This window comes from Gottfriedia sp. OAE603 (assembly GCF_040543965.1).
GTDB classification, from domain to species: Bacteria; Bacillota; Bacilli; order Bacillales; family Bacillaceae_G; genus Gottfriedia; species Gottfriedia solisilvae.
In genome coordinates this window covers 3,198,780-3,224,537 of sequence record NZ_JBEUNN010000001.1, presented here as the reverse complement: position 1 = coordinate 3,224,537, position 25,758 = coordinate 3,198,780, and the positions used below count along the sequence as shown (strand labels likewise).

The following is a 25,758-nucleotide window of genomic DNA, read 5'->3' as shown; positions in this document are numbered from 1 at the left end:
TAGATTTATAGTTTTTAGGAAAACTTATAAATCATGGGGCTTTTTTATTTTGCTAATAGTCTAGTAAATTCTTATGTAAAAATATTAACAAATTAATGATAAAATCCAATCCTATTAATTATTTTAAAATAATATAAAGTGTACGTTAAATAATTTTAGGAGGTTTTCATATGCCATTTCCACCAGGACCACCGAGCCAACCGATCCCACCTGGTCCAACAGGAATTACCGGACCAACCGGACCAACTGGGCCGACAGGAGCGCCAGGAACTCCAGGAGCGCCAGGGGCAACAGGAGCAACAGGAGCAACAGGAGCGCCAGGAACTCCAGGAACTCCAGGAGCAACAGGAGCAACAGGAGCAACTGGGGCAACAGGAGCGCCAGGAGCAACAGGAGCAACAGGAGCGCCAGGAGCAACAGGAGCGCCAGGAACTCCAGGAGCAACAGGAGCGCCAGGAACTCCAGGAGCAACAGGAGCAACAGGAGCGCCAGGGGCAACAGGAGCAACAGGTGAAACAGGAGCAACAGGAGCAACAGGAGCGCCAGGAACTCCAGGAGCAACAGGAGCAACAGGAGCAACAGGAGCGCCAGGAACTCCAGGAGCAACAGGAGCAACAGGAGCGCCAGGAACTCCAGGAGCAACAGGAGCAACAGGAGTAACAGGAGCAACAGGAGTAACAGGAGCAACAGGAGCGCCAGGAACTCCAGGAGCAACAGGAGCAACAGGAGCGCCAGGAACTCCAGGAGCAACAGGAGCAACAGGAGTAACAGGAGCAACAGGAGTAACAGGAGCAACAGGAACAACAGGAGTAACAGGAGTAACAGGAGCAACAGGAACAACAGGAGTAACAGGAGCAACAGGAGTAACAGGAGCAACAGGAACAACAGGAGTAACAGGAGTAACAGGTGAAACAGGAGCAACAGGAGCAACAGGTGAAACAGGAGTAACAGGAGCAACAGGGGTAACAGGAGCGACAGGACCAAGTGTCCTTGCTGAAGGTTTCTCTGCCTTTATTCCAACAGTTAATACTGCTGCAAGTACTCAATTAACTAACTGGAGTGTAGCTAATCCTTATTTCCTTGCAACTACATTTAATCCTGTAACAGGTAATTTCACTGTACCTGCAACAGGTAGATATGTTTTTGAAGCGACGATTAACTACTCAACAACAGCTACTTTATCAGTAGCAACTGGAGCAGGTGTTAACCCATCATTTGTCATCAGAAGAACTTCTCCATCTACTACGGATCTAATTGCTGGTTTAGTTCCAATTTTAGACGTAAATATTGCTCTAGTTCTAACTTTAAGAGCAATTCTTGGTGATGGAACAGTTACATTAACTGGTGATTTAGAACTTACTGCTGGGGATGTTATAGGTCTCTTCTATGAAGCTGATGGATTAACAGTTCCACTTACTCTCGGAGGAAATAATACAGCAGGTATCACTTGGTCAGTCCATCGTATTGTTTAAATTTAGATTTTAGAAAAGAATAGTACAAGCCTCATATTTTTATAGTCCTCATTTATTATTCTTATAGTTATCTATTTGAATATAAATGAGGATTTCCTTTTTATGATGGTTATTTGACTGAAATTTATGAAAGTATGCTTTTAATACTAACAATATAATCTTTTTGTGAATATGTTAATTAATGTTATTTATCCAACTTTATAAGAAGTACATTAGGGATGTGTTGTTTATTGAAAGGAATTATACTTGCCGGTGGAAATGGAACCAGATTATATCCGTTAACAAGAGTCATATCAAAACAGCTGTTACCTATTTATGATAAGCCTTTGATCTATTATCCACTTTCGATATTAATGCTTGCTGGTATTAAGGAAATTCTAATTATTTCTACACCACAAGATGTTCCTCGGTTTGAGGAATTATTAGGGGACGGCTCTAATCTTGGAATTACTTTATCGTATATGGCACAAGAAAAACCTGAAGGTATTGCACAGGCATTTATTATAGGTGAAGAATTTATAGGTAATGAAGCGGTTGCTTTAATTTTAGGTGACAATATATTTTATGGACATGATTTTACGAAGATATTAGAGCGAGTAGCCACTTTAAAAGAAGGGGCGACAGTATTCGGATATAACGTTAAAGATCCACAAAGATTTGGCGTCATCGAGTTTGATGTTGATGGAAATGTCATTTCAATAGAAGAAAAACCTATTAATCCAAAGTCGACATATGCAGTTACTGGATTATATTTTTATGATAATAGAGTAATTGATTTCGCTAAGCAAATTAAACCTTCTGATAGAGGTGAGTATGAAATTACTGACCTGAATGAAATGTATTTAAAAAACGGTCAATTAAAGGTAGAGATACTAGGTAGGGGGTTTGCTTGGTTAGATACAGGTACACATGAATCACTAATTCAAGCGTCTACTTTTATAGAGATGATTCAAAAAAGGCAAAGCTTAAGAATATCATGTATTGAAGAAATCGCATTTAGAAAAGGATATATATCAATTGAACAATTAGAAAAACTTGCGAAGCCTTTAGCTAATAGTGATTACGGAAAGTATTTATTAAGTGTAATATCAAATGTTAAAAAAAGTAAATAACGTTTATCTTTATTTTTGTTAGACAGTTATTTTGTGAAAAACCTGTTCTAAGTCTTTGTAAAGGTGGGGATCGATTGAACATTTTAATTACTGGTGGTGCGGGGTTCATCGGTTTAAATTTTGTAAACTTTATATTAAAAAATACTGATTACGAGATTACTATTATCGACGCATTAACTTACGCAAGTCACCCTGAAGAAATAAATAAATTAGGTGAAAATCCTAGAGTAAGGTTTATTCAGGCAAATATTATTAATATGGAAGAAATAAAGATGGCTTTAGATCGAGTGTATGAGGTACTTGTGCACTTTGCTGCAGAATCACATGTGGATCGTAGTATTAAGGACGGAGAAATATTTATTCAAACAAATATAATTGGTACGTTTAATATGATTCAAATTGTCATGAATGGATTCGCAAAGAAAATGATTCATGTTTCTACGGATGAAGTTTATGGAACACTAGAAAAAAATGATACACCTTTTACAGAACACTCTCCTATTTCTCCTAATAATCCATATTCCGCATCAAAAGCAAGCTCCGATTTAATTGTGCGTTCATATTTTCAGACGTTTGGTTTACCACTCATAACAACTAGATGTAGTAACAATTTTGGACCATTTCAAAATAAGGAGAAATACATTCCAACCATCATTTATCACGCGCTACAAGAAAAGAACATTCCCGTTTATGGGGATGGCTTGCAAATTAGAGATTGGTTATTTGTAGAAGACCACTGCAGAGCAATTGCAAATATTATTAAAAATGGAAAAAGTGGTGAAGTATATAATATTGGCGGTGGCAATGAGAAAACAAATATTGAGGTAGTTAAGCAAGTATTAGCAATTATGGGTAAACCGGAGAGTTTAATAGACTATGTAACAGACAGAGTTGGTCATGATCGTAGATATGCAATTGATTCTAGTAAACTTCAATCAGAATTAGGATGGAAACAGCAGCATACTTTTCAAGACTCTTTAGAAGAAACGGTGAAATGGTATATTGAAAAGTTCGGTGACAAGAAAATATGAAAATATTAATCACTGGTGCTGACGGTCAGCTTGGTAAGGAAATTCAGAATCTTTTTGTTAAAGATGGAATTGAAATTATTCCATATGGAAAAAAGCAATTAGATATTACGAATAGGAAAGAAGTTAACGCAGTACTAAATCAACATCAACCGAATGTAATCATAAATGCTGCAGCTTTTACAAAAGTTGATTTATGTGAAGTAGAAATTGAAAAAGCATATCTTGTTAACGCAATTGGACCATTTAATCTAGCAGTTGAATCTAAAAAAATGGATTGTCGTTTTTTCCATATAAGTACAGACTATGTTTTTAATGGTGAAAAAAATACTCCATATGAAGTGGATGATTACACGTCTCCAAATACAATATATGGTAAAAGTAAAAAACTTGGAGAAGAGCTAGTATTAGCGATCAATGAAGACTGTACCATAATACGGACATCTTGGTTATATGGACATAAAGCGGATAATTTTGTGAATACAATGGTAAATTTATCAAATAAATTAGATGAACTCAAAGTCGTAGATGATCAAATAGGGTGTCCAACATATACAAAAGATTTAGTCTTAATCCTTGAATCTCTATTAAATGAGAAACCAGGTATATACCATGTAACGAATTTAGGGAAATGTAGTTGGTATGAATTTGCTTGTGAAATACTACAATTTTTAAATCGTAAAACAAAAATCATTCCAGTGACAACGAAAGAATATGGTGCTAAAACTCCAAGACCAATGTATTCAGTATTAAGTAATAAGAAAATTGTTGATTTACAAATTCATCAAAGGAATTGGAAAGAAGCATTACATGAGTTTTTAAGAAAGGAGTATGGAAATTAATGCAAATTGAAGGTGTTATAACAAAAAAACTGACTAAACATTGTGATGATAGAGGTTTTTTTGCAGAAGTTTTAAGAGATGATGATGAGTTACTGACAAATTTTGGCCAATTATCATGGTCAACTACTTATCCAGGTGTGATTAAAGCTTTTCATTATCATGAAGAACAAGATGATATTTGGTTTTTTCCATCTGGAAATGCACAAGTTGTTTTATATGACTTAAGAGAGAATTCATCTACAAAAGGCAAAACAAATGTTTTTTATATGGGAGAAAATAATCCGATGATTTTATTAATTCCTAAAGGGGTAGCACATGGATACCGGGTAATCGGTGATCAGTCTGCAACAATCATTTATTGTACAACAAAATCATATAATCCCAAAAAACCCGATGAAAAAAGAATACCTTGGAATGATGAGACAATCGGATTTAATTGGGAAACTCAAAATAGATAAGCGTATACTCCGAATCTATAATAAGTTTTTATTGTGGGGGACTTAAGCAAAGGATGAGTAGGTGTAATGAATGAAAACTAGCATTATTCTATTAACATATAATCAGCTAGATGTTTCAAAAAAATGCTTTGAAAGTCTTGAAAAATATACAAAAAAGGACCATGTCGAGATTATTGTAGTAGACAATGGTTCCACCGATGGAACACGTGAATATTTAAAAAGTAATCCTTCGTTTATAACAATTTTAAATGAAAAAAATATGGGGTTTGCTGGTGGTTGTAATCAAGGAATTGAGGTTGCTACTGGAGATAACTTGTTGTTTTTAAATAATGATACAATTGTTACTGAAAATTGGTTGGATGCAATGTTAGATCTTTTATATAGCAATGATCGTATTGGTATGGTTGGTCCAGTTAGTAATTATGTAAGTGGATTACAAAAAATTGACGTGAATTATCAATCTGATGATGAAATAAATGAGTTTGCTTTACAATATTGTGAAACAGTCAAAGGAAAATCTAAGCAAGTTTTGCGACTAGTGGGTTTTTGTTTATTAGTCAAACGTGAGGTAATTGAGAAACTAAAAGGTTTTGATGAAAGATTTAAATTCGGTTCATTTGAAGATGATGATATCTGTTTAAGAACGGTTCTAGAAGGCTATGAATTGCATATTGCATTAGATTCATATGTACATCATTATGGACATGTAACATTTAAAGGGAATAACGATATTAATATTACTCAGCTTTATATTGAAAATCGATATCGTTATATAGAAAAATGGGGAAACCATTTAATAGATACTGCCTATCCTAAATTAGAAATAATTGAAATGGTACCAAGTAATGTGAAGAAGGTATTGGAGATTGGATGCTCGGCAGGCGCAACAGGATTAGAGATAAAAAATAGGTATTCATGTGAATTATATGGTACAGATAAGACCCCTGCATTAGCGTCAATTGCTTCACAATTTTATGAAAAAGTTGATATTGTGAGTTGTGATGAGACGAATTTATCATATCCAAATGATTTTTTTGATTTAATTATTTTAGATCAAACGATTGAACATATTTACGACCCTTGGAATTATATAATTGAAATTAGTAAACTATTAAAACCATCAGGAAATATTATTTGTAGAGTTCCAAATGTCTCACATGGGGAAGTACTTTACCAGTTATTAAATGGTAGTTGGAATTACTTGAATGCAGGAATATTAAATAAAGAGCATGTAAGATTTTTTACGCCTAAAACAATGAATTTACTATTTCCTACTCATATGTTTGACATCATTTATAACAAGAATGAAAAAATAGATGTAAATATTAATATAAAATTATTTTTTGAAGAAGTGGTTCACTTGGCACATAAATTTGGTATAACACTAGACGAATTAATAACAAATTTAGAAATCTACCAAATGCTTGTACTTGTAAAGAAAAAACAATAAGAACGGCGGTTGAGAAATTCAACCGCCGTTTATTTATTTAATAAATTTGAGAAATACTGTCTATTCGATAATATGCTAGCATGTGTTGGATGGTAACTATAAGCCATTTCATTATGTTCATTCGCTAATTGATGTTTACCAATTCGATCATAGCATACTGCTAATTGTAAATGTGGCATCCATGTTGAATATGAATATTGAATGTTTGAGAGTTGCTCTGCATTTTTATTTGAGGCTGCTTCTTCATACCAAAAAATTGCTGAGTCATAGTTTGTATTTTCTAGAAAAAAATAACCAATCCTACAGCATGTTTCGGGTTGTGGTTTTTCATATTGAAGTGAGTGTAGTAACCAACTTTTTTCTAATTCAAATAAGTTAAGGTGATGATAATTATCGGCTAAATAATAGCAAGCTAGTATATTATGTTCATTATACGGTTGTTTTTTTCTTAAAAACTTTAGAAAATATTGAATCGATTGATCATATTGATGATTATCACTTAATTCCTTTGCATAATAAAATAAATCTCTAGGTGAAAAGACAACATTCTCTTCAATCATTTTTTCAAATATTTTTATATGGTTATTAGGATCATGTGTGTATGGGAGATGGTTGATCGCTATGTCAGAATCAACCACTTTACCTGTAACATTAATATAATGCTCATCGGATTCAACACTAATAGAATAAGAACTATTTCTATTTACTATTCTAGTTAGCATTTTTGGCGTACTTTCATTCAAATTAGTTTTCAGTTTCATTGATATTCCATCTATATTTGAATTGATCGAGAGCTTTAATTGTGCAAATTTTTCCCTGTCATTTTCGAACAAAATATCATTAGGGTTTATGAAAAAAATATATTGTTTTGTAGCGAGTTCAAATAAATAGCTTAGTGCATCTTTTTCATGCTGAGTTGCTTCAAAAGAATAAATGTTTTTTGTATACATACTTGCTAGTTCTCTAGTTCTATCTGTGGATTTTAAATCAACAATGATCACTTCATCCACTAAGTCGGATACTGATTGTAGACATCTTTCAATAACAGCCTCATCATTTTTAACGATCATACATAAACTAACGGTAGTCAAAATATCACTCTTTTCTTAAGATATCGCTTCTAACTAAAAAATGTATTTATGATATTGCAAGTTACATTGAGGGACACCGAAGTTGTATTATTGCTCATTAAATAATGAGTTAAAATACGCTTGATTATGCTTGACCGAAGGGTTATTAGGAGCAAAGCTAGCAGCAATATCATTATGTTTTTTAGCAGTCTCTTGATCACCTAAACGACTGTAGGAAAGACATAATTGTAAATGTGGTAGCCAAGTATAACACGCAGTATTAATAAATGGGCTTTTTTGTTCAGGAATATCAACAAATGTAGCAATTTTATACCATGAGATTGCACGATGATAATCGTTTTGTTGAAGATAGATATAACCTAATCTGCAACAATTTTCTCCACGCGGACCATCGTAATTGAATGATTTTAGACAACTATTGGTTGCTAAATCCATATTTCCTAAATTCAAATAACAATCAGCCATTTTTCCGCAGGCTTGAATATTATCTTCAGACCAACCTTTGCCTTCATCTAAAAATTTGTTATACCATTCAATTGCGGTTTCATACTTCCCATGATCTAAACATTCATTTGCGTAATAATATTTATCCCTTGGATTTAATGATTTACCTGAAGCAATTGCTTCTTCATAAATTTTTAAGTTTCGGGTAGATGAGTCTTTATCTTTATGATGGATGACGGCAGCATCTGAATGAATGATATTTCCATATACTTCAAGATATTCGTGAACGAAACCAATCCATTTAAAATTTCTTTTACGTTTAACGATTCGATTTCGAACAGAGCTAAATGTTGGATTTCCATCTTCATCAAAAGAAAGATGATATTTCATTGCAACAGCATCTACTTCTTCTGTTAAAGTTTTCTTTAGCTCAAGTAATTTTTCTGCATTCAATTCTGTGATCACATCATCTGCATCTAACCACATAATATAGTCCTTAGTTGCTTTAGAAAAGGCAAAGTTCCGAGCCGCGGAAAAATCATTGATCCAGTTAAAATCATAAACGCAATTTGTAAATTTTTTTGCTATTTCTTTCGTTTGATCAGTTGAACCTGTATCAATTATGACGATTTCATCTACAATAGTAGAAACGGATGAAAGACATCTTTCAAGAACATTTTCTTCATTTTTTACAATCATACAAAGACTGATAGTAATTGAATCTTTTTTCATTAATTCCACCTCAAATTTATGTTATTAAGGTTGTCAATAAAACGTTCATCCAATTTATGAAAATTTTAATAAGAAGGTTGTTATTCAGTTTTGTATATGTTTAAATATGTAAAAGGAATATCGGAAATTTTATGATAAAGAGAGTAATCTTATAAAGTTTTTAAGCGAGTTAGGGATGGTGGAAGCCTAATAAAACGAATAAGATGAAGCGCACTTTGGAGAAGTAAATTCGAAATGATAGTAGGATTTACCGGGGATGGAACCTCGTTAACAAACTTAAAGATGGTTCAATAGTATTTGAACAATTAGAGTGGTACCGCGGAGCTTAAACCCCGTCTCTTTTTTAGAGGCGGGGTTTTATTTATTTTTAGAAGGGAATGAAGGAAGATGAACTATGAATTATTGTATAGTGAGCATCTAGAAAAAGCATTAAATGGCGTATTAAATAAAATTGAAATTAATGCACTGATCGAAAAACCACATTATGCAGATCAAGGCGATTTAGCTTTCCCTTGTTTTCAGCTTGCAAAGTCATTAAGAAAGTCCCCAGTTAGCATAGCGCAAGAAATTGCACCTCTCATTCAACATGAATTATTTGCAAAAGTTGAGGCAAATGGACCATATGTAAACTGCTTCTTAAATAAGAAAATTGTCAGTAAACATATTATTGAAACCGTATTAAATAAAGGAAAAGATTACGGAAATCAAGTTACTGATGAAGAAAAAACAATTGTGATTGATTGTTCTTCACCAAATATTGCCAAACCTTTTTCAATGGGCCATATTCGTTCAACAATGATTGGGAACGCGATTGGAAACATTGCTCAAAAAAATGGTTATAACGCAATTAAAATTAATCACCTAGGTGATTGGGGAACACAGTTTGGAAAATTGATTGTTGCGTATAAACGTTGGGGAGTAGAAGAAAAAGTAAAATTAAACCCCATCAAAGAATTGCTAACACTATATATTAAATTTCACGAAGAAGTTGAGAAGGAACCAGAGCTTGAAGAAGAAGCAAGAAGCTGGTTTAAGAAATTAGAGGAGAAAAATGAAGAAGCGCAAGAATTATGGGAGTGGTTCCGTGAAGAATCACTAAAAGAATTTATGATGGTATATGATTTATTAGGTGTTAGCTTTGATAGCTTTAATGGCGAAGCTTTTTATAATGATAAAATGGATCGAATCATTACATTATTAGAAGAGAAAAATTTATTAGTTGAATCAGAAGGTGCTGAAGTTGTAGACCTTTCAGAAATAGAATTACCACCATGTTTAATTAGAAAATCCGATGGAGCTACTTTATATGCAACCCGAGATTTGGCAGCTGCAATATACCGTAAAGAAACATATGATTTTGATAGAGCAGTGTATGTCGTAGGAGGTGAACAGGCTTTACATTTCACTCAAGTATTTACTGTTTTAAATAAGATGGGATATGAATGGTCTAAGAATATGGAACATGTACCATTTGGTTTAATTCTTCAAAACGGTAAAAAAATGTCAACTCGAAAAGGGAAAATTGTCTTACTTGAAAAAGTCATTGAAGAAGCAATTAATTTAGCCAATCAGAATATATCTGACAAAAATCCTAATTTAAAGAATAAAGATGAAGTTGCAAAAATGGTAGGGGTAGGAGCGATTATATTCCAGGATTTAAAAAATGATCGTATGAATAATTTCGAGTTTTCTCTAGAGCAAATGTTGAAATTTGAAGGAGAAACGGGGCCATATGTACAGTATTCTATAGTGAGAACTAATTCAATCTTAGAAAAAGCGAATATAACAGATTTCCAAAATCAAGAAGGCTTACATGATGAGTATAGTTGGGAAATCATAAAAAATATTCAAGCCTTTCCAGACAAAGTAAGACGTAGCTTCGAACAAAATGAACCGTCAGTTATTGCCAAATATACAATTGATTTAGCTCAAGCGTTCAATAAATATTATGGAAATACTCATATCCTTACTGAAGACGATCAATTAGTAAGTAGATTAGCTCTAATCAAAGCTGTTTCGATTGTATTAGAAGAGGGACTAAGATTATTGGGTATTCGTGCACCAAAAGAAATGTAATCAAGAAGTATGAAAAGAACATTTTCTTTTCATACTTTTTTTGTTTTTTCTAAAGGCTCTTTTACAAGTGATTATATCTTTAAAAAGAGATGGATAGAAGTTGATTACAACGGAAGGTGCGAGACTCCTGTGGGAGATGCGGGAAGGCTGAGACCCCGCAGGCTAGCCGAGGAGGCTCAGATTTCGCCCCACGGAAAGGGAGCAACCTGGAGTTGTAATCAACTAACACATTCTAAAGTAAAGACAATGAATACAAAAACAGCTTTTCTGAATTATTGGTGTTATTATATTAGGAATCTTAAAGTTTACTAATAAATACTTGTTTTCATTGAAAATGATTATCAATTACATTTATAATAATAAATGAATTGATTCCAACTAAGGAGATTACAAACAAATGACAATTTTAAATACGATCAAAAATAGAAGAACTGTTAGAGATACAAAAAAAGACCCGATTTCTGAAGAGATTTTGATGGAACTTTTGGAAGTAGCTTCTTATGCTCCTTTTCATAGTAAGGAAGAGCCTTGGCAATTTATCATGATTTCAGAAGAAAATGAAAAAGAATTTTATGCTTCAAAAATCGTAGATAGTTATGAAAGAATGGAGTTAACAGAAACATATACTGTTGAAAAAATAAAGAAATCTGTTGAGTTTTTTAAATCATATATTATTGACACGCCTATGCATTTGATCATAACAACAGATCATACAGAAAATGAAAAAAAGAATTTGGAAGCAATTGGGGCAACTTGTTCATTTGTTCAAAATTTACAATTAGCTGCTTGGGAAAAAAATATTGGAATGGTTTGGCGTACAAACCCATATATTTTTGATCAACAGTTTTACAAAGAAATGGGGATCCCAGTAAACAGAAAAATATTGGGCGCACTTCATATCGGTTATATTAATACAATGCCAAAAGTGTCTAAAAAACGAAAAAATCCTAGGGAATGGACGACAAAATTAGGCCAAAACATTACACTTTCATAATAAAAAAGAGAGGCTAACTCTTCTTAGAAACTAATAAAATAGAGAATTCGTCGATTTCCACTCCAGGATGCTCGCTTTCCGTGGGGCGTGCGATGAGCCTCCTCGGCATGCGCCTGCGGGGTCTCATCTGTCCCGCTACTCCCACAGGAGTCTCGCACCTTCCGTTCCAATTGCTCTCTTTAACAGAAGAGTAATGTAAAAGAAATTTTTAAACAAAATCATTTTAGAAAAGTTTTTTGTTAAAAGTAAATTTTCTTTTAATACAATTCAATTCATTTCTTAGTTAGGAGAGTAATCATAGTCAATTCCTACTAAATAAAAAGGTAGCTAATTATCTACTTAATTAGCTACCTTTTTTTGTTTAGTTTGTTTTCTCCAGAAGAAGAGAACTTTCATATTTTCGTTCAGGCGATCGTTGACTAATTAAAATACTTTTGTAGTCCAATTTTCACCATTCCATACGTCTGTTACTAGACCTTGGTAAAATTCTGGTTCGTGACAGATAATTAAAATGCTACCCTTATATTCTTTCAGCGCTCGTTTTAATTCTTCTTTTGCATCTACGTCTAAGTGGTTAGTCGGCTCATCTAGTACAAGTAAGTTTGATTCATTATTCATTAATTTACATAAACGAACTTTGGCTTTTTCTCCACCACTTAATACTGATACTTTACTTTCGATATGTTTTGTTGTTAAACCACATCTCGCAAGAGCAGCACGAACTTCGTATTGTGTAAATGAAGGGAATTCATCCCAAACTTCATCAATACATGTTTTATTGTTATCACTTTTCACTTCTTGTTCAAAGTACCCGATATGAAGGAATTCTCCGCGTTCAACTTCACCTGAAATTGGTTTAATATCACCAAGTAAACTACGCATTAAAGTTGTTTTACCGATACCATTCGCACCAACTAAAGCGACTTTTTGACCGCGTTCCATTCGAAGGTTTAAAGGTTGTGAAAGTGGTTCGTCATATCCAATAACAAGGTTTTTAGCTTCAAATATTAATTTTCCAGAAGTACGAGCTGGTTTGAAGTCAAACTCTGGTTTTGGCTTCTCCCTTGCAAGCTCGATAATGTCCATTTTATCTAGTTTCTTTTGGCGTGACATTGCCATGTTACGAGTAGAAACACGAGCTTTATTTCGAGCAACAAAGTCTTTCAGCTCTGATATTTCTTGCTGTTGTCGCTTATAAGCTGATTCTAGTTGTGATTTTTTCATTTCATAAATACTCATGAAATTATTGTAATCTCCAACGTATCGATTCAATTCTTGATTTTCCATGTGGTAAATTAAATTAATTACACTATTTAGGAATGGAATATCATGTGAAATCAAAATAAATGCATTTTCATATTCATTTAAATAACGTTTTAACCATTCAATATGTTGCTCATCTAAATAGTTAGTCGGCTCATCTAATAATAAGATATCTGGTTTTTCTAAAAGAAGCTTAGCTAAAAGAACTTTTGTTCTTTGACCACCAGATAATTCAGTTACATCACGCTCAAGACCAATATCTTCTAAACCTAAACCACGAGCAATTTCTTCTACTTTTGCATCGATAACGTAAAAATCGTTATTCGTTAATGTATCTTGTAGTACGCCAACATCTTCAAGCATTTTCTCCATTTCCTCTGGAGTTGCATCGGCCATTTTTACGTATAAATCATTGATTTCATTTTCCATATCAAACATATATTGGAATGCACTTTTTAATACATCGCGAATTGTCATTCCTGCTTGCAATACTGCATGTTGATCTAAATAACCAACACGTACTTTTTTAGACCATTCAACTTTACCTTCATCAGGTTGAAGTTTGCCAGTTACAATATTCATGAAAGTTGATTTACCTTCACCATTAGCACCGATTAGACCAATATGTTCTCCCTTTAATAATCGGAATGATACATCATTAAATATTGCACGATCACCAAAGCCGTGGCTTAAGTTTTTTACAGTTAATATACTCATTAATCTACACCTTTTCTATTTTTTTCGTTATATAAAAATGTTCTATTTAGAACGTAATTTAAACAGTCACTTACTAATTATAGTCTGCAACTAGGTAAGTGTTCAATGGTAAATTAATGTGCTGACAGAAAAGAAGGGATCGTATGATGAAGTAAGGAAAATTCAGTCATCACTTATTACAAAAGCTACATAATGAAAACATGTGAAAAAGAGGAATACTTAAGTCTTAATCGAATAACCATATGTTAGTTAATGAAAGTTTAGAGGTGGGAAAAAGTGAGGAAAATCACTTATCTATTATTAGTAGTCATTTTTTTAGTAAGTTGCAAAAAAGATGAAAATCTAATTCTTATTGAAGAAAAAAAGAGTATTTTGGAAAATTATAAAATGACCAAGTCTGAAATGAATACACTTAATATGCTTGGGGAGAGTCGTGAAAAATTAGCAATTTATAAATTGAAACTAGATGATTATACAGATATACAGTCATTGGAAGCAAAAATTAAAGTGTATTCTAAAGGTAAATTAGTGCATACAATAGGTGGTATTGCAATCACTGTTCTAAAAGATAATGATAAAACTTACTATCTTACATTTAAACGTCAACTTCAGCAGGAAACGAAAAATACATATGAATGGGACATTATTTTTGCAAATAGTAATGGGCATAGTATGGGTCAAACATTATATAAACAACCAGACCAAACTAATATGTCATTTTTTGAACAAATTGAAGGAAAACATGAAATAGTAAAAGGAAAAGAAATGGCACTTGGAGCATATGTGGAGGGAAATGATTCGATGGAATCAGTTAGTATTTCTCCTGATTTAAAAGATAATGAAAGACTATTAAAGAATAAATATGTATACTTATTATGTCTGGAAGCTAAATAAAGTAATAAAAATAAGGATAAGGGAGAAGAAAAAACTCATTCTCCAAAATTCACTAAACTTACCCTTTGAGGAGGAATTTACATGTTTGGTAAAGTTGCAGCAGATATGCTTGGATTAAGTGATGTAGGTAGTGTCATCGAGCCAAAAAACTATGACAAGGTTGATTCTGATGATTACGTAATGCATGAAGATGATGAGAAGATCTATTTTTTAATTAAATCAAAAACAGATGAGTACTGTTTCACAAATAAAGCATTAATTCATTTAGACGGAACTAGTGCTATTAGTAAAAAACGTACACTTCATCGATATAATTATCATACTTATAAAATTTCTCAAGTTGTTTTAGAAACTGCTGGTACAATCGATTTGGATGTTGAAATTAAATTCAATATCGGTGGTAAAGAATTCTCTATTGATGTACATAAAAAACATATTGAAGAGTTAAAAGATTTATATAAAGCATTATTAATGATTGCTGAGATTTGTCATGAAAACGAAATTAAACTAGGTTTTGCTAAGGAAAGTATTGAATTAGCATCTACAACACTAAGTCGTGTTTCAAGTAATGAAAATAGTGTTGTAAATAATTTTAAAGAAATTAACGAAGCGGCATTTGAGTGGTTAATGAAATCAAGAGAACAATACAAAGTCAAAGATTTTGGTTATGTTTTTGAAAAGTATATTAATAACTAAAAAATGAACCTACAAATAATGAGCATTTTTCCATTTTTCCTTTTGCAGGAAGAAAACAATAAAGTTACACAAGTAAAGGTAAGTAACTAAATAAAAAGGCCGCTTCATGTCAAATTGACTTTTGAGACATGAAGCGGCCTTTTTATAGAATTAGTTTTCATCTGCTTATTAGGAAAACAGATTGCCATCACGATCTTTAATTTCCGCTTGCGTACATCTTTTTTTGAGCTCGCTTAAAAATAGCTCTTCATCCTTCGGGAGTGATAATAATGAGAATTCAAATTTTTTATAATCGATTTTCACACGTTTAAATGTCCAAGCAGGAGATGACATAGGATTTAATGAAAATCCTACTTTTTTGATTTCTTGGAAAGGAATTTTTATTTTTATAAAGCCAAATATTGAAATAAATTCAGTATCCGAAAATTCATGGTATGAATGAAATAACGCCCATACTAGTAAGATGATGATGGGTGAAATGAGAATAAAAATAACGATGCTCATTATTTGACCTTCACCTTCAATGAAGCTTCCTATTGGAACGAGGAGAATAATTGGGATTAAACAAAGGATGAGTGCGGCTAAAAAAGGGTTTTTCTTTATCTGAAATTTCATTTTTACACCTTATTTCTGATCAAATATTTGTTTTAAATGATGCTTTAAGTGATCTACATAATCCGTATATAACCATTCAAATGTGACTTTCTCATTTTCACTGACGGTAAATTGTAAAGCCAATTTTTCGGTGGCTACGTTTTTCATTGTTTTTACAATTCTATGGTTTAAGGTAATCCAAAGAGTTAACACTTCATCTATCGTATAGCAATGTTGATAGTCGTTACACTCGACCCAATGATTTTGATTGTATAGTTCAAGTTTTATATCTTCATTTGAAAAAAGTCTGTCAATAAATCTTTTATGGTTCATTGTAGCAGAGTCGCATAAATGTCCGAGAATTTCTTTTTTGGACCATTTTGAAGGATTAAGTTTATAGTCTGGATTAGGTAGAGCTAAAATATCTTGTGGAACGGTTTGAATAAGTCGTTCTAATTCACTAGTAATCATTCCAAGAATCAACTCCTAGATCTATATATTTATGTAATGCATATGTATGAACATTTTTCATTATGTGTCCTTAGACAAGCAGTATATGAATAGTTTAATAGTAGGACAATCTTGGAGGTGGAAGATGTTTGTTTTTCTACTGTATGTTGGATTACTAATAGGGTTATTAGTCGTTTACAAAGAGGCAATTAAAAGAGATGTAAATAATCTAGGGTTTCAAATGATTGGATATTATGTAGTATCTTCATTACCATTTCGATTGTTTTGGCTACCAATTCCATTTGGATTCTTAATTTGTTTATACTTTTTATCAAGACCTTCGCTTCGATATAAGAAGCAAAAACAGCTTGCTAGTTTATTAGGATTTATTTTCTTTATCGTAGATGCTGTATTCTAAGTGAAATCTTCATTTAGAATACAGCTTTTTTAGTTTATTGTTTGACTATAAACATTATTGCTATTATCAGAACCTATTGTTTAGCGATTTTCAATGCTTTTTCAGTGTTGGCGAAATGCAGTTTTGTAAAGCTTCTTAATGCTTCAATGCCTTTTGCACGAATGAATTTTGCAGCAGCTTGATCAACCTTTGCTCCTGCACCTTTAGGTAATGACATGCCAGCTTTTTCACTTAAGAGATCCATTTGTTGTAAAAAAGAATAACGTGCAAGAATAGAGGAAACAGCAACAGATAAATGAATACCTTCTGCTTTTGTTGCAAATTGAACCTTGTCTCGAATCACTTCTTTTGTCCCTTTTAAATATCCAAAATATAAGTTAGGTGGCGTAAATTGGTCTATCAATATAGCATCGAAATGCTTGCCCTCTAATTTACTAATCATATTTCTAATTGCTTGATTATGTAAAATAGCTTTTAGTTTATTCATATTGTAGCCTTTTTCTTGCATATCATTGTATTTTTCATTGTGTAAAACTAAAAGACTATAAGTGACAACAGAAATTATTTTTTTTGCAATTTTGCAAATCTCTTCATCATTTAGTTCTTTGGAATCCTTTACCCCAAGCTCCTTAAGTAACTCGAATTGGCTTGGTTCTACGAAGGAAGCTACAACTGTCATTGGTCCAAAATAATCTCCTGTGCCAACTTCATCACTTCCAATTACAGCTAGACTTGAAAAGTTACTCGGTAAATTATGTTGATTCGAAGGCATTTTTTTAGCCGCTTTTGGAACTGCTGATTTACCTTCCCATTTACTTATTTCTGTCTCGCAATTTGAACCTTGGAACATAACTTTTCCAGATTTATAGGCTGTAATTGTACAACCATTAGTTTTAGCTAAAAATACACCACCCTGTGGTACTTTTGATTGAATACCATCTTTGTAATGATCCTGCATCTTTAATAGAGTTTCTCCTGAAACTGTAAGGACAGTGTTTGTCATATATTTCTCCTTTATCTTGTAATATTGCCAAAACTTTCACTTGCACATCAGTTCATGTTATAGTTTAAGTTAGAATGTTTAACTGAATGGAGGTAAGAAGTTGTCCAATTCTTCATCAAAACAAAAACTTAATGTATCTATTTATGGGCAACAATATTTAATTACTGGTGACGAATCAACAGAACATATCCGTCATGTTGCCTCAATTGTAGATGAAAAAATGAAAGAAATAAATCATAAAAATCCATTTTTGGATACAAATAAACTTGCTGTATTAACAGCAGTAAATATAGTAAGTGATTATGTTAAATTAAGAGAAAGAGCGGAACAACTCGAAACATTACTTAAAGAAGCTAAAAGTGAGAAGGAAAACAATGATTGATATTATTTTGATTGTATTATTAATACTTGGCATATTTACAGGCTGGAGAAGAGGATTTATTAGTAGTCTAATTAGACTATTAGGTTTTTTATTATCCTTATACATAGCATATCATTATTACGAGCAGACTGCTATCACACTGAAAAAATTATTTCCTATTAATATAACTAGTAACCAAATTGTTAATTTTGAACAGTTCATATATGAAATTGTAGCGTTTGCATTACTGTTTATTGGCACTCGTTTAGTGATAACTTTCTTAGGTTCATTATTAAATGGGGTATTCCAATTACCATTGTTAAAACAAGTAAACTCCCTATTAGGTGGTATTTTAGGCTTAATCGAAGTCTATTTATTTTCAGTACTAGCACTTTTTATTGCGCTCATTGTACCGATTGAAGCGCTACATACTTTATTACACAATTCAAAGATAGCTTATTTTATCGTTCAAAATACACCTTTTGTTTCTACACAACTAATGGAACTTTGGAATGGAATGTCAAATACGATGATCTATTAAATGAATGAAGTTAGTTTAGATTGGATTAAAAAATTAAGTAGGTGAATGGGATGCACAAAAAAGAACTGATAAAGTTATTAGAACAAATTGCAACTTATTTAGAATTAAAAGGTGAAAATGCCTTTAAAATATCAGCTTTCCGTAAAGCGGCAAATGCTTTAGAAACAGATGAAAGAAGCTTAGAGCAAATAGATGATTTTACAGCGATAAAAGGAATTGGAAAAGGGACATCAGCAGTTATTGAAGAGTACATAAAAACTGGCAAAAGCACAGTACTAGATGAGCTACAAGAATCACTTCCAAAAACTTTATTACCATTATTAAAACTGCCAGGATTAGGTGGGAAAAAAGTAGCCAAGCTTTATCAAGAGTTGAAAATTGAAAGCATGGAACAATTAAAGGAAGCTTGTATCAATGGAAAGCTTCAAGGACTTGCTGGCTTTGGGAAAAAAACAGAAAAAAATATTCTAGACTCTATTGAAGAGTTTGGAAAACAACCTGAAAGATTGCCACTAGCAGATGTACTACCAATCGCAGATAAAATTGAAGCATACTTATCTAAGATGAACGATGTAGACAAATTCTCTCGTGCTGGTAGCTTACGAAGAGTTCGTGAGACAGTGAAGGACTTGGATTTCATTATAGCTTCAAACCAACCAGAAAGCGTAAGAGAACAATTATTATCGATGCCGGAAATTGTTCGCGTAATTGCAGGGGGAGATACAAAAGTATCTCTAGTCTTAAAAGGAACTGAATATGAAATTTCAGTTGATTTTCGTATCATTCAACCGAAAGAGTTTGCTACAACATTACACCATTTTACTGGGTCAAAGGATCATAATGTTGCAATGCGTCAATTAGCAAAAGAGCGTGATGAAAAAATAAGTGAGTATGGTGTTGAAGATGTAAACACTGGAGAAGTTCTGACATTCGAGAATGAAGAAGACTTCTACGCTCACTTTAATTTACCGTGTTTTCCACCGGAAATTAGAGAAGATGGTAAAGAAGTTACAAATTTCACAACTGACTATCCTTTAATTAAATTAGAAGATATCCAATCAGATATTCATATGCACTCTACTTGGAGTGACGGTGGTTTTTCAATTGAGGAAATGGCTGAAGCTTGTAGAGCAAAAGGCTATAAATATATCGCAATTACGGACCACTCTCAATATTTAAAAGTTGCGAATGGATTAACACCAGAACGCCTTTGGAAACAAAAGGAAGAGATTCAGCGTTTAAATGAAAAATACACTGATTTTACAATTCTTCATGGTGTTGAAATGGACATTTTACCTGATGGATCTTTAGATTACGAGGATGATGTATTGCGCTCAATGGATTTCGTTATTGCTTCTATACACTCAAGTTTTAGTCAAGATGAAGAAACGATCATGATGCGATTAAAAAATGCGATGAGAAATCCGTATGTTAGTATGATTGGACATCCAACTGGAAGAAAAATTGGCAGAAGACCTGGTTATAAGGTGAATGCTGAAGAATTAATTTCGGTAGCAAAAGAAACAGGCACTATTTTGGAATTAAATGCGAATCCAAATCGCTTAGATTTAAATAAAGACATGTTAATGATGGCCGAGGAAGCTGGCGTTAAAATCTCTATTAATACAGATGCACATAACATCGATATGCTAGATCATATGACGATAGGGGTAAGCGCGGCCAAAAAAGCTTGGTTGAAAAAAGATAATATAGTAAATACATTTGAATTACATGAACTATTGCGTTTAATCGAAGGAAAACGTAATCGTATGTAAGGAGGTTACCTTATGCAACGAACATTACGAGTATTAGAGTACGATAAAATAAAAGAACAATTATTGAAACACGCATCTTCATCACTTGGTAAGGAACGAATTCGTAATTTAATGCCTAGTACGGATTTCGAGGAAGTTGTGGAATTACATGAATCGACGGATGAGGCAGTAAAAGTTATTCGATTACGTGGGAATGTACCACTTGGTGGATTATCTGATATAAGAATGCAAGTTAAAAGAGCGGAAATTGGTGGCACTTTATCTCCTTCTGAATTAATTGCCATATCAGGTGTTACATATGCTGGAAGACAAATGATTCGTTTTATAGAGGACCTATTAGAAAATGAAGTAGAAATCCCTTATTTAGAATCATTAAGTAATCAAATCATTCCACTATTAGAACTTGATAAAAACATTAAAGCGGCGATTGGCGATAATGGAGAAGTGTTAGACGATGCAAGTGTCACACTACGTTTAATACGCCAGCAAGTTCGAACAGCTGAAAGTCGTATTCGAGAAAAATTAGAAAGTTTAACTAGAGGGAATAACGCTCAAAAAATGTTATCAGATTCGATTGTGACAATTCGTAACGATCGTTTCGTTATTCCGGTTAAACAAGAATATAGACACGTTTATGGCGGAATCGTTCACGATCAGTCATCTTCTGGACAAACATTGTTTATTGAGCCACAAGCTGTTGTTACATTAAATAATAGTCTTCAAGAAGCGAAAGTAAAAGAAGAGCAAGAGATTGAAAAAATCTTGATGCAGCTTACAGGTGAAGTTGCGGAAGCTTCAATAGACCTTTTACAAAATGTTGAAATTTTAGCAGAAATGGACTTTTTATTTGCAAAAGCGAATTACTCTCATCACATAAAGGCTAGTAAACCAATTTTAAATAATGATAGATATTTTAAATTGAAAAAAGCTCGTCATCCGCTAATTCCAAGGGATGTTGTTGTAGCCAATGACATTGAACTAGGTAAGGATTTTACAACAATTGTTATAACAGGACCAAATACAGGTGGTAAGACGGTTACCTTAAAGACAATCGGTATTTGCGTATTAATGGCACAGTCCGGTTTACAAATTCCAACTCTTGATGGTTCAGAGATTTGCGTATTTGAGCAAGTATTTGCTGATATTGGTGATGAACAGTCAATTGAGCAAAGCTTGAGTACTTTCTCATCACATATGGTAAATATTGTTGAAATTTTAAAACATGTTAATCATAATAGCCTTGTTTTATTTGATGAGCTTGGAGCCGGAACTGATCCTCAAGAAGGGGCTGCTTTAGCAATTTCAATTCTTGATGAAGTAAGCGATTATGAGGCAAGAGTTGTTGCAACTACACACTATCCTGAACTAAAAGCCTATAGTTATAATCGAGAACATGTAATGAATGCAAGTGTAGAATTTGATGTTGAAACTTTAAGTCCAACTTATCGATTATTAATTGGTGTTCCAGGTAGAAGTAATGCATTTGAAATTTCGAGAAGATTAGGGTTATCTAATCATGTAATTGATAAAGCTAGAAACCATGTAAGTGAAGAAAGTAATGAAGTTGAAAATATGATTGCATCATTAGAAACGAGTCGAAAAGGTGCAGAATCAGAGTGGAAAGAAGCGGAAGACTACCGTAAGGAATCGGAACGTATTTTCAAAGATTTACAAAAGCAAATGATGGACTTCTATGAGCATCGTGATGATTTATATCGTGAAGCACAGGAAGAAGCGAAAAAGAAAATAAGAACTGCACAACAAGAAGCTGAAGATATTATTAAAGAGCTTAGAGAGCTTAAAAACCTAGAATTATCTTCAATTAAGGATCATGAGTTAATTCAAGCTAGAACGCGATTAGAAGGTGCAATTCCATATGCTCCTAAGAAATCTGTGCCACAAGTTACACCGAAAAAACAAAGAAAACTTCGTGAAGGTGACGAAGTAAAAGTAATCAGCTTTAATCAAAAAGGTACACTGCTAGATCAAATAAGTGAAGGTGAGTGGCAAGTTCAACTTGGTATCATTAAAATGAAAGTAAAAGAAAATGATATTGAGTTCGTCAGCTCGCCAAAGGTTGTTAAAGAACGTACAGTTACAGCTGTTAAAGGAAAAGATTTTCACGTGAATCTTGAACTGGATTTAAGAGGCGAACGCTATGAAGACGCATTAATCCGTGTTGAAAAGTATATTGATGATGCATTACTAGCTGGTTATCCACGAATTAATATTATTCATGGAAAAGGTACAGGTGCATTAAGACAAGGTGTACAAGACTATTTAAAAAATCATCGATCCGTAAAATCCTATCGTTATGGTGCTGCATCTGAAGGCGGTATTGGAGTAACTGTAGTAGACTTAAAATAAACACAAGATTTATTCAGATTTAAAAGGGGATCAAAGATGGAAAAGTTGGCGAAAATATTATTTGTTGTATGTGGGATATTTCTATTAGTTGGAATTTTATATCTAACGGTAATTAAATAAATAAACAATGAGGTTTGCTTAATGATGTTTTCTCAATGTATTATGTAGATGATTAATCAAATGGACTACATAATATAGTGAGTAAAGGCATGGTTGAGCTAGCCTCTTTTTATTAGGCTCTTTTCTAAAAGAATGTTGCATTTAGGATTATAAAACAAAGACAAAAGTTGATTACAATGGAAGGAGAGAAACTCCTGTGGGAGATGCGGAAAGGCTGAGATCCCGCAGGGCACCCGGGAGGCTCAGCTCTCGCCCTAAGGAAAGGGAGCATCCTGGAGTTGTAATCAACTATCGCATTCTTATAGCAACAATGTATACGCAAACAGCCTTTTATTGATATTTTATAAAAGAAGGTGAAGGGAAGTTTGAAGAAAGCTACAATTTTTATCATCATCTTTGCAATCACTTTCGTATGTATCAGAATGTTACAAGATGAATCAAAGAAACATCCAAAAAATAAAATAGAATATACAGTGCAAAAAGATATTCTGTATACAGAACCTGCCCGACTTCCGCAAACCTTTGATTTATACAAATCGATTAGTCAGCGCGGTCCATCACCTGCATTGATTTTTGTTCATGGTGGTTCATGGAAGCATGGTAGTAAGGAATTAAATAAAAGATGGAAAACTGTATTTGAAGAAATTGTAAAAGAAGGCTATAGTGCTATTAGTATTGATTATACGCTCTATTCACCTAAGGATTATTCTTATAATGACCCGGTCCATGACGTAGAAACAGCTATTAACTTTGTTTATAAAAATGCAAAAAAACTTGGAATTGATCGGTCACAAATTGGTTTAGCGGGAGCTTCAGCAGGTGGTCATTTGGCGTTATTAACAGGGCTCAAATCTGATATACAACCAAAGCTTAACTATATAATTGCATGGTATCCTATATCTGATTTAACAACGATGAATCAATCACCTTCTTCAAGAAGTACAGAGATTGTTGAAAGATTTATGAATAGTACAGCGGGGCAAATGGCCGATGAGTACAATAGGATGAGTCCTATTCAATATGTGAAACATGCAAAAATACCAATCTTTATCGTTCACGGCACAGGTGATACACTTGTACCATTTAGTCAATCTGAGGAATTTGCGCGCAAAAATCCAAAGATGGTCACTTTAATCGCTTTAGAACATGGTAATCATGGATTCACAAATCTGTCTATTCAAGCATCTACAAATGATACGATTAACTATTTAAAAGCAAGATTGAAAGAAAAAAAATAAAGTAGGTACATTTGATGATCAATTTTTCTGAAATAAAAAATATAACTGATGAACATTGGAAACTGTTATTATTGGCAGATCCTTCAAGGGATATGGTGGAAAGTTATATAAAAGAAGGTAAAATTTATACAATAATGGAGAATCGAAAAATTTTAGGCATCATTGTATTAGTTGAAAACAGTCCGAATGAAATAGAAATAAAGAACATAGCAGTTGACCCAAAATATCAGGGAAAAGGGTATGGAAGGAAGTTCCTTCAGTTTGCTATTTCAAATTCAAAGATGCTTGGTTATGAGAGACTTGTCATTTGTACAGGTAATTCCAGTATTCATCAATTATCGTTATATCAAAATTGTGGTTTCCAAATAGTTGATACAATTTTTGACTTTTTTGTGCAAAACTATGAAGAAGAAATATGGGAAAATGGCATACAATGTAAGGACTTAATCAAGCTTGAGCAGTACCTCAATTAAGAAAAGGAGCTACCAAAATAAAATGGTTGCTCCTTTTTTGTGCTCTTACTCCGTTATTCTATTTCTTCAATAAATGGTTTCACATACATTACATAAGTATCTCGGTCTTGGTCAACCTCGTTTGATGTTTGCTCATAAATTTTACCATTGATTGTAATATAAGTTGATTGTAGCCAAGAGAATAAATCTAGCTCATCTCCACTTTCATAAAAGTGAATTTCATCAAATGAATGAACATCTCTAATTTCAATACCTAAAGGTCTTTTTAAATGATAATATGGAGTATTTTCTAATTCAGATTCAATAACTTCGATTACATATCGATCGTCTTCATGGTAGGAACCCTTATTTTCATACACAAAACCATTTAGAATAAAGTAATCGCAATGTCTTCTTGTAAAGATTTGGACTTTTGATAAAAAAGGAAAGTGATAAATAGGTCGTGTAAAATCACCATCAAGTAAGCGATATTCTAGAACAAATAGATTGTTTGTTTTAAACATTGTTCAAACTCCTTCATACTTTGTATATACATAAGATATAACACAGTTTAGGATAGAAGAGTATGAATTTATTTCTTGAACAGGAGAACAATATGTCAAAAACAAAAGAATTAATGAAAAAAGTTAGTATTGCACTTACAGGTGGAATCGCTATTAGTACGTTAACAAGTTGTGGATCTCAACCATCATTTGAACCAACCGAAGAAGTCTATTATGAGTCTAGTGATTCGATTGGTGAAACTGAACAATTGACTGACTCTAATGAAGAGGAAGTATATGATGAAGAGGATGTTTATGAAGAAGAAGTATATGATGAAGAGGACTATGAAGAAGACGTTTACGAAGATGAAATCTATGAAGATTATACTTATTCTCCTGAAGAAGTACCTTATGACGAAAATTGCGTTGATTGGACATTTGACGAAGAAGAGAATGTATGGATATGTAATGATCAATCAAGTTCTTATTATGGTAATTTTTTCTTTATGGGTACGTACTTTGCGACTAAAAATATGTTATATAGTAATAATCAATTTAAGGAATACAAATCAACTGGTATTGTAAGTGGAACAGGAACTTCATCATCAACCAAAAAAAGTGGATTTGGAAGTGGCGTATCAGGTGGATTTGGAGGGTAATTTTTACT

The 25,758-nt window shown here is 33.0% G+C and carries 25 protein-coding genes and 1 other annotated feature; of the genes, 18 read left to right on the top strand and 7 right to left on the bottom strand.

What is annotated here, in order from left to right; all coding sequences use genetic code 11:
* Window positions 1–170: 170 nt before the first annotated feature.
* The 6 genes from ABID96_RS16495 to ABID96_RS16470 all read left to right on the top strand — a co-directional run bounded on the left by ABID96_RS16495 (window position 171) and on the right by ABID96_RS16470 (window position 6,362).
* Window positions 171–1,472 (top strand): hypothetical protein, encoded by a 1,302-nt coding sequence (locus ABID96_RS16495; protein WP_377896954.1) that lies wholly within the window; start codon window positions 171–173, stop codon window positions 1,470–1,472.
* Window positions 1,473–1,702: 230 nt separating this feature from the next.
* Complete coding sequence (gene rfbA / locus ABID96_RS16490) at window positions 1,703–2,584, top strand: glucose-1-phosphate thymidylyltransferase RfbA (RefSeq protein WP_192602954.1); 882 nt, start codon at window positions 1,703–1,705, stop codon at window positions 2,582–2,584.
* A 74-nt stretch (window positions 2,585–2,658) separates the two neighbouring features.
* Window positions 2,659–3,615, top strand: a complete 957-nt coding sequence (gene rfbB, locus ABID96_RS16485; protein WP_192602953.1) for a dTDP-glucose 4,6-dehydratase — start codon at window positions 2,659–2,661, stop codon at window positions 3,613–3,615.
* On the top strand, window positions 3,612–4,454 hold the full coding sequence (gene rfbD, locus ABID96_RS16480) for a dTDP-4-dehydrorhamnose reductase (RefSeq protein ID WP_192602952.1): 843 nt from the start codon (window positions 3,612–3,614) through the stop codon (window positions 4,452–4,454). The genes rfbB and rfbD overlap by 4 nt, the downstream gene beginning before the upstream one ends.
* Window positions 4,454–4,912, top strand: coding sequence for a dTDP-4-dehydrorhamnose 3,5-epimerase family protein (locus tag ABID96_RS16475; RefSeq protein WP_192602951.1), 459 nt, complete (start codon window positions 4,454–4,456; stop codon window positions 4,910–4,912). Before rfbD ends, ABID96_RS16475 begins: the two co-directional genes overlap by 1 nt.
* Window positions 4,913–4,982: 70 nt before the next feature.
* Window positions 4,983–6,362: a glycosyltransferase gene (locus ABID96_RS16470; protein ID WP_192602950.1), complete on the top strand. Its 1,380-nt coding sequence runs from the start codon at window positions 4,983–4,985 to the stop codon at window positions 6,360–6,362.
* Window positions 6,363–6,391: 29 nt separating this feature from the next.
* Here ABID96_RS16470 and ABID96_RS16465 read toward each other — a convergent pair whose 3' ends face one another.
* The gene (locus tag ABID96_RS16465) at window positions 6,392–7,453 is read right to left on the bottom strand and encodes a glycosyltransferase (protein WP_192602949.1); all 1,062 of its coding nucleotides are present in this window, start codon (window positions 7,451–7,453) and stop codon (window positions 6,392–6,394) included.
* A gap of 87 nt (window positions 7,454–7,540) precedes the next feature.
* The gene (locus ABID96_RS16460) at window positions 7,541–8,629 is read right to left on the bottom strand and encodes a tetratricopeptide repeat-containing glycosyltransferase family 2 protein (protein WP_377896953.1); all 1,089 of its coding nucleotides are present in this window, start codon (window positions 8,627–8,629) and stop codon (window positions 7,541–7,543) included.
* A 122-nt stretch (window positions 8,630–8,751) separates the two neighbouring features.
* Window positions 8,752–8,972: a binding site (T-box leader), on the top strand.
* A 44-nt stretch (window positions 8,973–9,016) separates the two neighbouring features.
* Between ABID96_RS16460 and argS the strand changes: the two genes are divergently transcribed.
* Together argS and ABID96_RS16450 are read left to right on the top strand one after the other, a co-directional pair.
* Entirely contained in the window at window positions 9,017–10,705 is a 1,689-nt protein-coding gene (gene argS / locus ABID96_RS16455) for an arginine--tRNA ligase (protein WP_192602948.1), read from the top strand.
* Window positions 10,706–11,102: 397 nt separating this feature from the next.
* On the top strand, window positions 11,103–11,699 hold the full coding sequence (locus ABID96_RS16450; RefSeq protein ID WP_088003515.1) for a nitroreductase family protein: 597 nt from the start codon (window positions 11,103–11,105) through the stop codon (window positions 11,697–11,699).
* 423 nt (window positions 11,700–12,122) lie between these two features.
* Here ABID96_RS16450 and ABID96_RS16445 read toward each other — a convergent pair whose 3' ends face one another.
* Window positions 12,123–13,679, bottom strand: a complete 1,557-nt coding sequence (locus ABID96_RS16445) for an ABC-F family ATP-binding cassette domain-containing protein (protein ID WP_192602947.1) — start codon at window positions 13,677–13,679, stop codon at window positions 12,123–12,125.
* Between the two features lie 276 nt (window positions 13,680–13,955).
* On the opposite strand from ABID96_RS16445, the gene ABID96_RS16440 reads away from it, so the two are divergent.
* Window positions 13,956–14,573 (top strand): hypothetical protein, encoded by a 618-nt coding sequence (locus ABID96_RS16440; protein WP_192602946.1) that lies wholly within the window; start codon window positions 13,956–13,958, stop codon window positions 14,571–14,573.
* A gap of 81 nt (window positions 14,574–14,654) precedes the next feature.
* Entirely contained in the window at window positions 14,655–15,269 is a 615-nt protein-coding gene (locus tag ABID96_RS16435) for a PH domain-containing protein (protein ID WP_192602945.1), read from the top strand.
* A 168-nt stretch (window positions 15,270–15,437) separates the two neighbouring features.
* On the opposite strand, the gene ABID96_RS16430 is transcribed toward ABID96_RS16435, so the two are convergent.
* Both ABID96_RS16430 and ABID96_RS16425 read right to left on the bottom strand, forming a co-directional pair.
* The gene (locus ABID96_RS16430; RefSeq protein WP_192602944.1) at window positions 15,438–15,773 is read right to left on the bottom strand and encodes a PH domain-containing protein; all 336 of its coding nucleotides are present in this window, start codon (window positions 15,771–15,773) and stop codon (window positions 15,438–15,440) included.
* 120 nt (window positions 15,774–15,893) lie between these two features.
* Complete coding sequence (locus ABID96_RS16425; protein WP_192602943.1) at window positions 15,894–16,334, bottom strand: DinB family protein; 441 nt, start codon at window positions 16,332–16,334, stop codon at window positions 15,894–15,896.
* A 124-nt stretch (window positions 16,335–16,458) separates the two neighbouring features.
* On the opposite strand from ABID96_RS16425, the gene ABID96_RS16420 reads away from it, so the two are divergent.
* Window positions 16,459–16,731 carry a hypothetical protein gene (locus ABID96_RS16420; RefSeq protein WP_192602942.1) on the top strand — a complete coding sequence of 91 codons (273 nt, stop codon included), beginning with the start codon at window positions 16,459–16,461 and terminating at the stop codon, window positions 16,729–16,731.
* A 73-nt stretch (window positions 16,732–16,804) separates the two neighbouring features.
* On the opposite strand, the gene rnhC is transcribed toward ABID96_RS16420, so the two are convergent.
* The gene (gene rnhC, locus ABID96_RS16415) at window positions 16,805–17,734 is read right to left on the bottom strand and encodes a ribonuclease HIII (RefSeq protein WP_192602941.1); all 930 of its coding nucleotides are present in this window, start codon (window positions 17,732–17,734) and stop codon (window positions 16,805–16,807) included.
* A 100-nt stretch (window positions 17,735–17,834) separates the two neighbouring features.
* Here rnhC and zapA point away from each other — a divergent pair, with 100 nt between their 5' ends.
* From zapA to ABID96_RS16385, 6 genes are all read left to right on the top strand, one after another.
* Entirely contained in the window at window positions 17,835–18,116 is a 282-nt protein-coding gene (zapA, locus tag ABID96_RS16410; protein ID WP_192602940.1) for a cell division protein ZapA, read from the top strand.
* Window positions 18,109–18,636, top strand: coding sequence for a CvpA family protein (locus ABID96_RS16405; RefSeq protein WP_192602939.1), 528 nt, complete (start codon window positions 18,109–18,111; stop codon window positions 18,634–18,636). Before zapA ends, ABID96_RS16405 begins: the two co-directional genes overlap by 8 nt.
* Before the next feature lie 41 nt (window positions 18,637–18,677).
* Window positions 18,678–20,411, top strand: a complete 1,734-nt coding sequence (gene polX / locus ABID96_RS16400) for a DNA polymerase/3'-5' exonuclease PolX (protein ID WP_192602938.1) — start codon at window positions 18,678–18,680, stop codon at window positions 20,409–20,411.
* Window positions 20,412–20,423: 12 nt separating this feature from the next.
* Window positions 20,424–22,778, top strand: a complete 2,355-nt coding sequence (locus tag ABID96_RS16395; RefSeq protein ID WP_192602937.1) for an endonuclease MutS2 — start codon at window positions 20,424–20,426, stop codon at window positions 22,776–22,778.
* A gap of 485 nt (window positions 22,779–23,263) precedes the next feature.
* Complete coding sequence (locus tag ABID96_RS16390) at window positions 23,264–24,136, top strand: alpha/beta hydrolase fold domain-containing protein (RefSeq protein ID WP_192602936.1); 873 nt, start codon at window positions 23,264–23,266, stop codon at window positions 24,134–24,136.
* 14 nt (window positions 24,137–24,150) lie between these two features.
* Complete coding sequence (locus ABID96_RS16385) at window positions 24,151–24,609, top strand: GNAT family N-acetyltransferase (protein ID WP_192602935.1); 459 nt, start codon at window positions 24,151–24,153, stop codon at window positions 24,607–24,609.
* Between the two features lie 53 nt (window positions 24,610–24,662).
* Here ABID96_RS16385 and ABID96_RS16380 read toward each other — a convergent pair whose 3' ends face one another.
* On the bottom strand, window positions 24,663–25,112 hold the full coding sequence (locus ABID96_RS16380; protein WP_192602934.1) for a hypothetical protein: 450 nt from the start codon (window positions 25,110–25,112) through the stop codon (window positions 24,663–24,665).
* Window positions 25,113–25,204: 92 nt separating this feature from the next.
* Between ABID96_RS16380 and ABID96_RS16375 the strand changes: the two genes are divergently transcribed.
* Window positions 25,205–25,750 (top strand): hypothetical protein, encoded by a 546-nt coding sequence (locus tag ABID96_RS16375; protein WP_192602933.1) that lies wholly within the window; start codon window positions 25,205–25,207, stop codon window positions 25,748–25,750.
* The last annotated feature ends 8 nt before the right edge of the window (window positions 25,751–25,758 follow it).

Bases quoted from the DNA above. Each gene is read 5' to 3' on its own strand.
- ABID96_RS16495 (WP_377896954.1), top strand. From the start codon at position 171: ATGCCATTTCCACCAGGACCACCGAGCCAACCGATCCCACCTGGTCCA.
- rfbD (WP_192602952.1), top strand. From the start codon at position 3,612: ATGAAAATATTAATCACTGGTGCTGACGGTCAGCTTGGTAAGGAAATT.
- ABID96_RS16475 (WP_192602951.1), top strand. From the start codon at position 4,454: ATGCAAATTGAAGGTGTTATAACAAAAAAACTGACTAAACATTGTGAT.
- ABID96_RS16470 (WP_192602950.1), top strand. From the start codon at position 4,983: ATGAAAACTAGCATTATTCTATTAACATATAATCAGCTAGATGTTTCA.
- ABID96_RS16460 (WP_377896953.1), bottom strand. From the start codon at position 8,629: ATGAAAAAAGATTCAATTACTATCAGTCTTTGTATGATTGTAAAAAAT.
- argS (WP_192602948.1), top strand. From the start codon at position 9,017: ATGAACTATGAATTATTGTATAGTGAGCATCTAGAAAAAGCATTAAAT.
- ABID96_RS16450 (WP_088003515.1), top strand. From the start codon at position 11,103: ATGACAATTTTAAATACGATCAAAAATAGAAGAACTGTTAGAGATACA.
- ABID96_RS16445 (WP_192602947.1), bottom strand. From the start codon at position 13,679: ATGAGTATATTAACTGTAAAAAACTTAAGCCACGGCTTTGGTGATCGT.
- ABID96_RS16435 (WP_192602945.1), top strand. From the start codon at position 14,655: ATGTTTGGTAAAGTTGCAGCAGATATGCTTGGATTAAGTGATGTAGGT.
- ABID96_RS16430 (WP_192602944.1), bottom strand. From the start codon at position 15,773: ATGAGCATCGTTATTTTTATTCTCATTTCACCCATCATCATCTTACTA.
- ABID96_RS16425 (WP_192602943.1), bottom strand. From the start codon at position 16,334: ATGATTACTAGTGAATTAGAACGACTTATTCAAACCGTTCCACAAGAT.
- ABID96_RS16420 (WP_192602942.1), top strand. From the start codon at position 16,459: ATGTTTGTTTTTCTACTGTATGTTGGATTACTAATAGGGTTATTAGTC.
- rnhC (WP_192602941.1), bottom strand. From the start codon at position 17,734: ATGACAAACACTGTCCTTACAGTTTCAGGAGAAACTCTATTAAAGATG.
- ABID96_RS16405 (WP_192602939.1), top strand. From the start codon at position 18,109: ATGATTGATATTATTTTGATTGTATTATTAATACTTGGCATATTTACA.
- ABID96_RS16395 (WP_192602937.1), top strand. From the start codon at position 20,424: ATGCAACGAACATTACGAGTATTAGAGTACGATAAAATAAAAGAACAA.
- ABID96_RS16385 (WP_192602935.1), top strand. From the start codon at position 24,151: ATGATCAATTTTTCTGAAATAAAAAATATAACTGATGAACATTGGAAA.
- ABID96_RS16380 (WP_192602934.1), bottom strand. From the start codon at position 25,112: ATGTTTAAAACAAACAATCTATTTGTTCTAGAATATCGCTTACTTGAT.
- ABID96_RS16375 (WP_192602933.1), top strand. From the start codon at position 25,205: ATGTCAAAAACAAAAGAATTAATGAAAAAAGTTAGTATTGCACTTACA.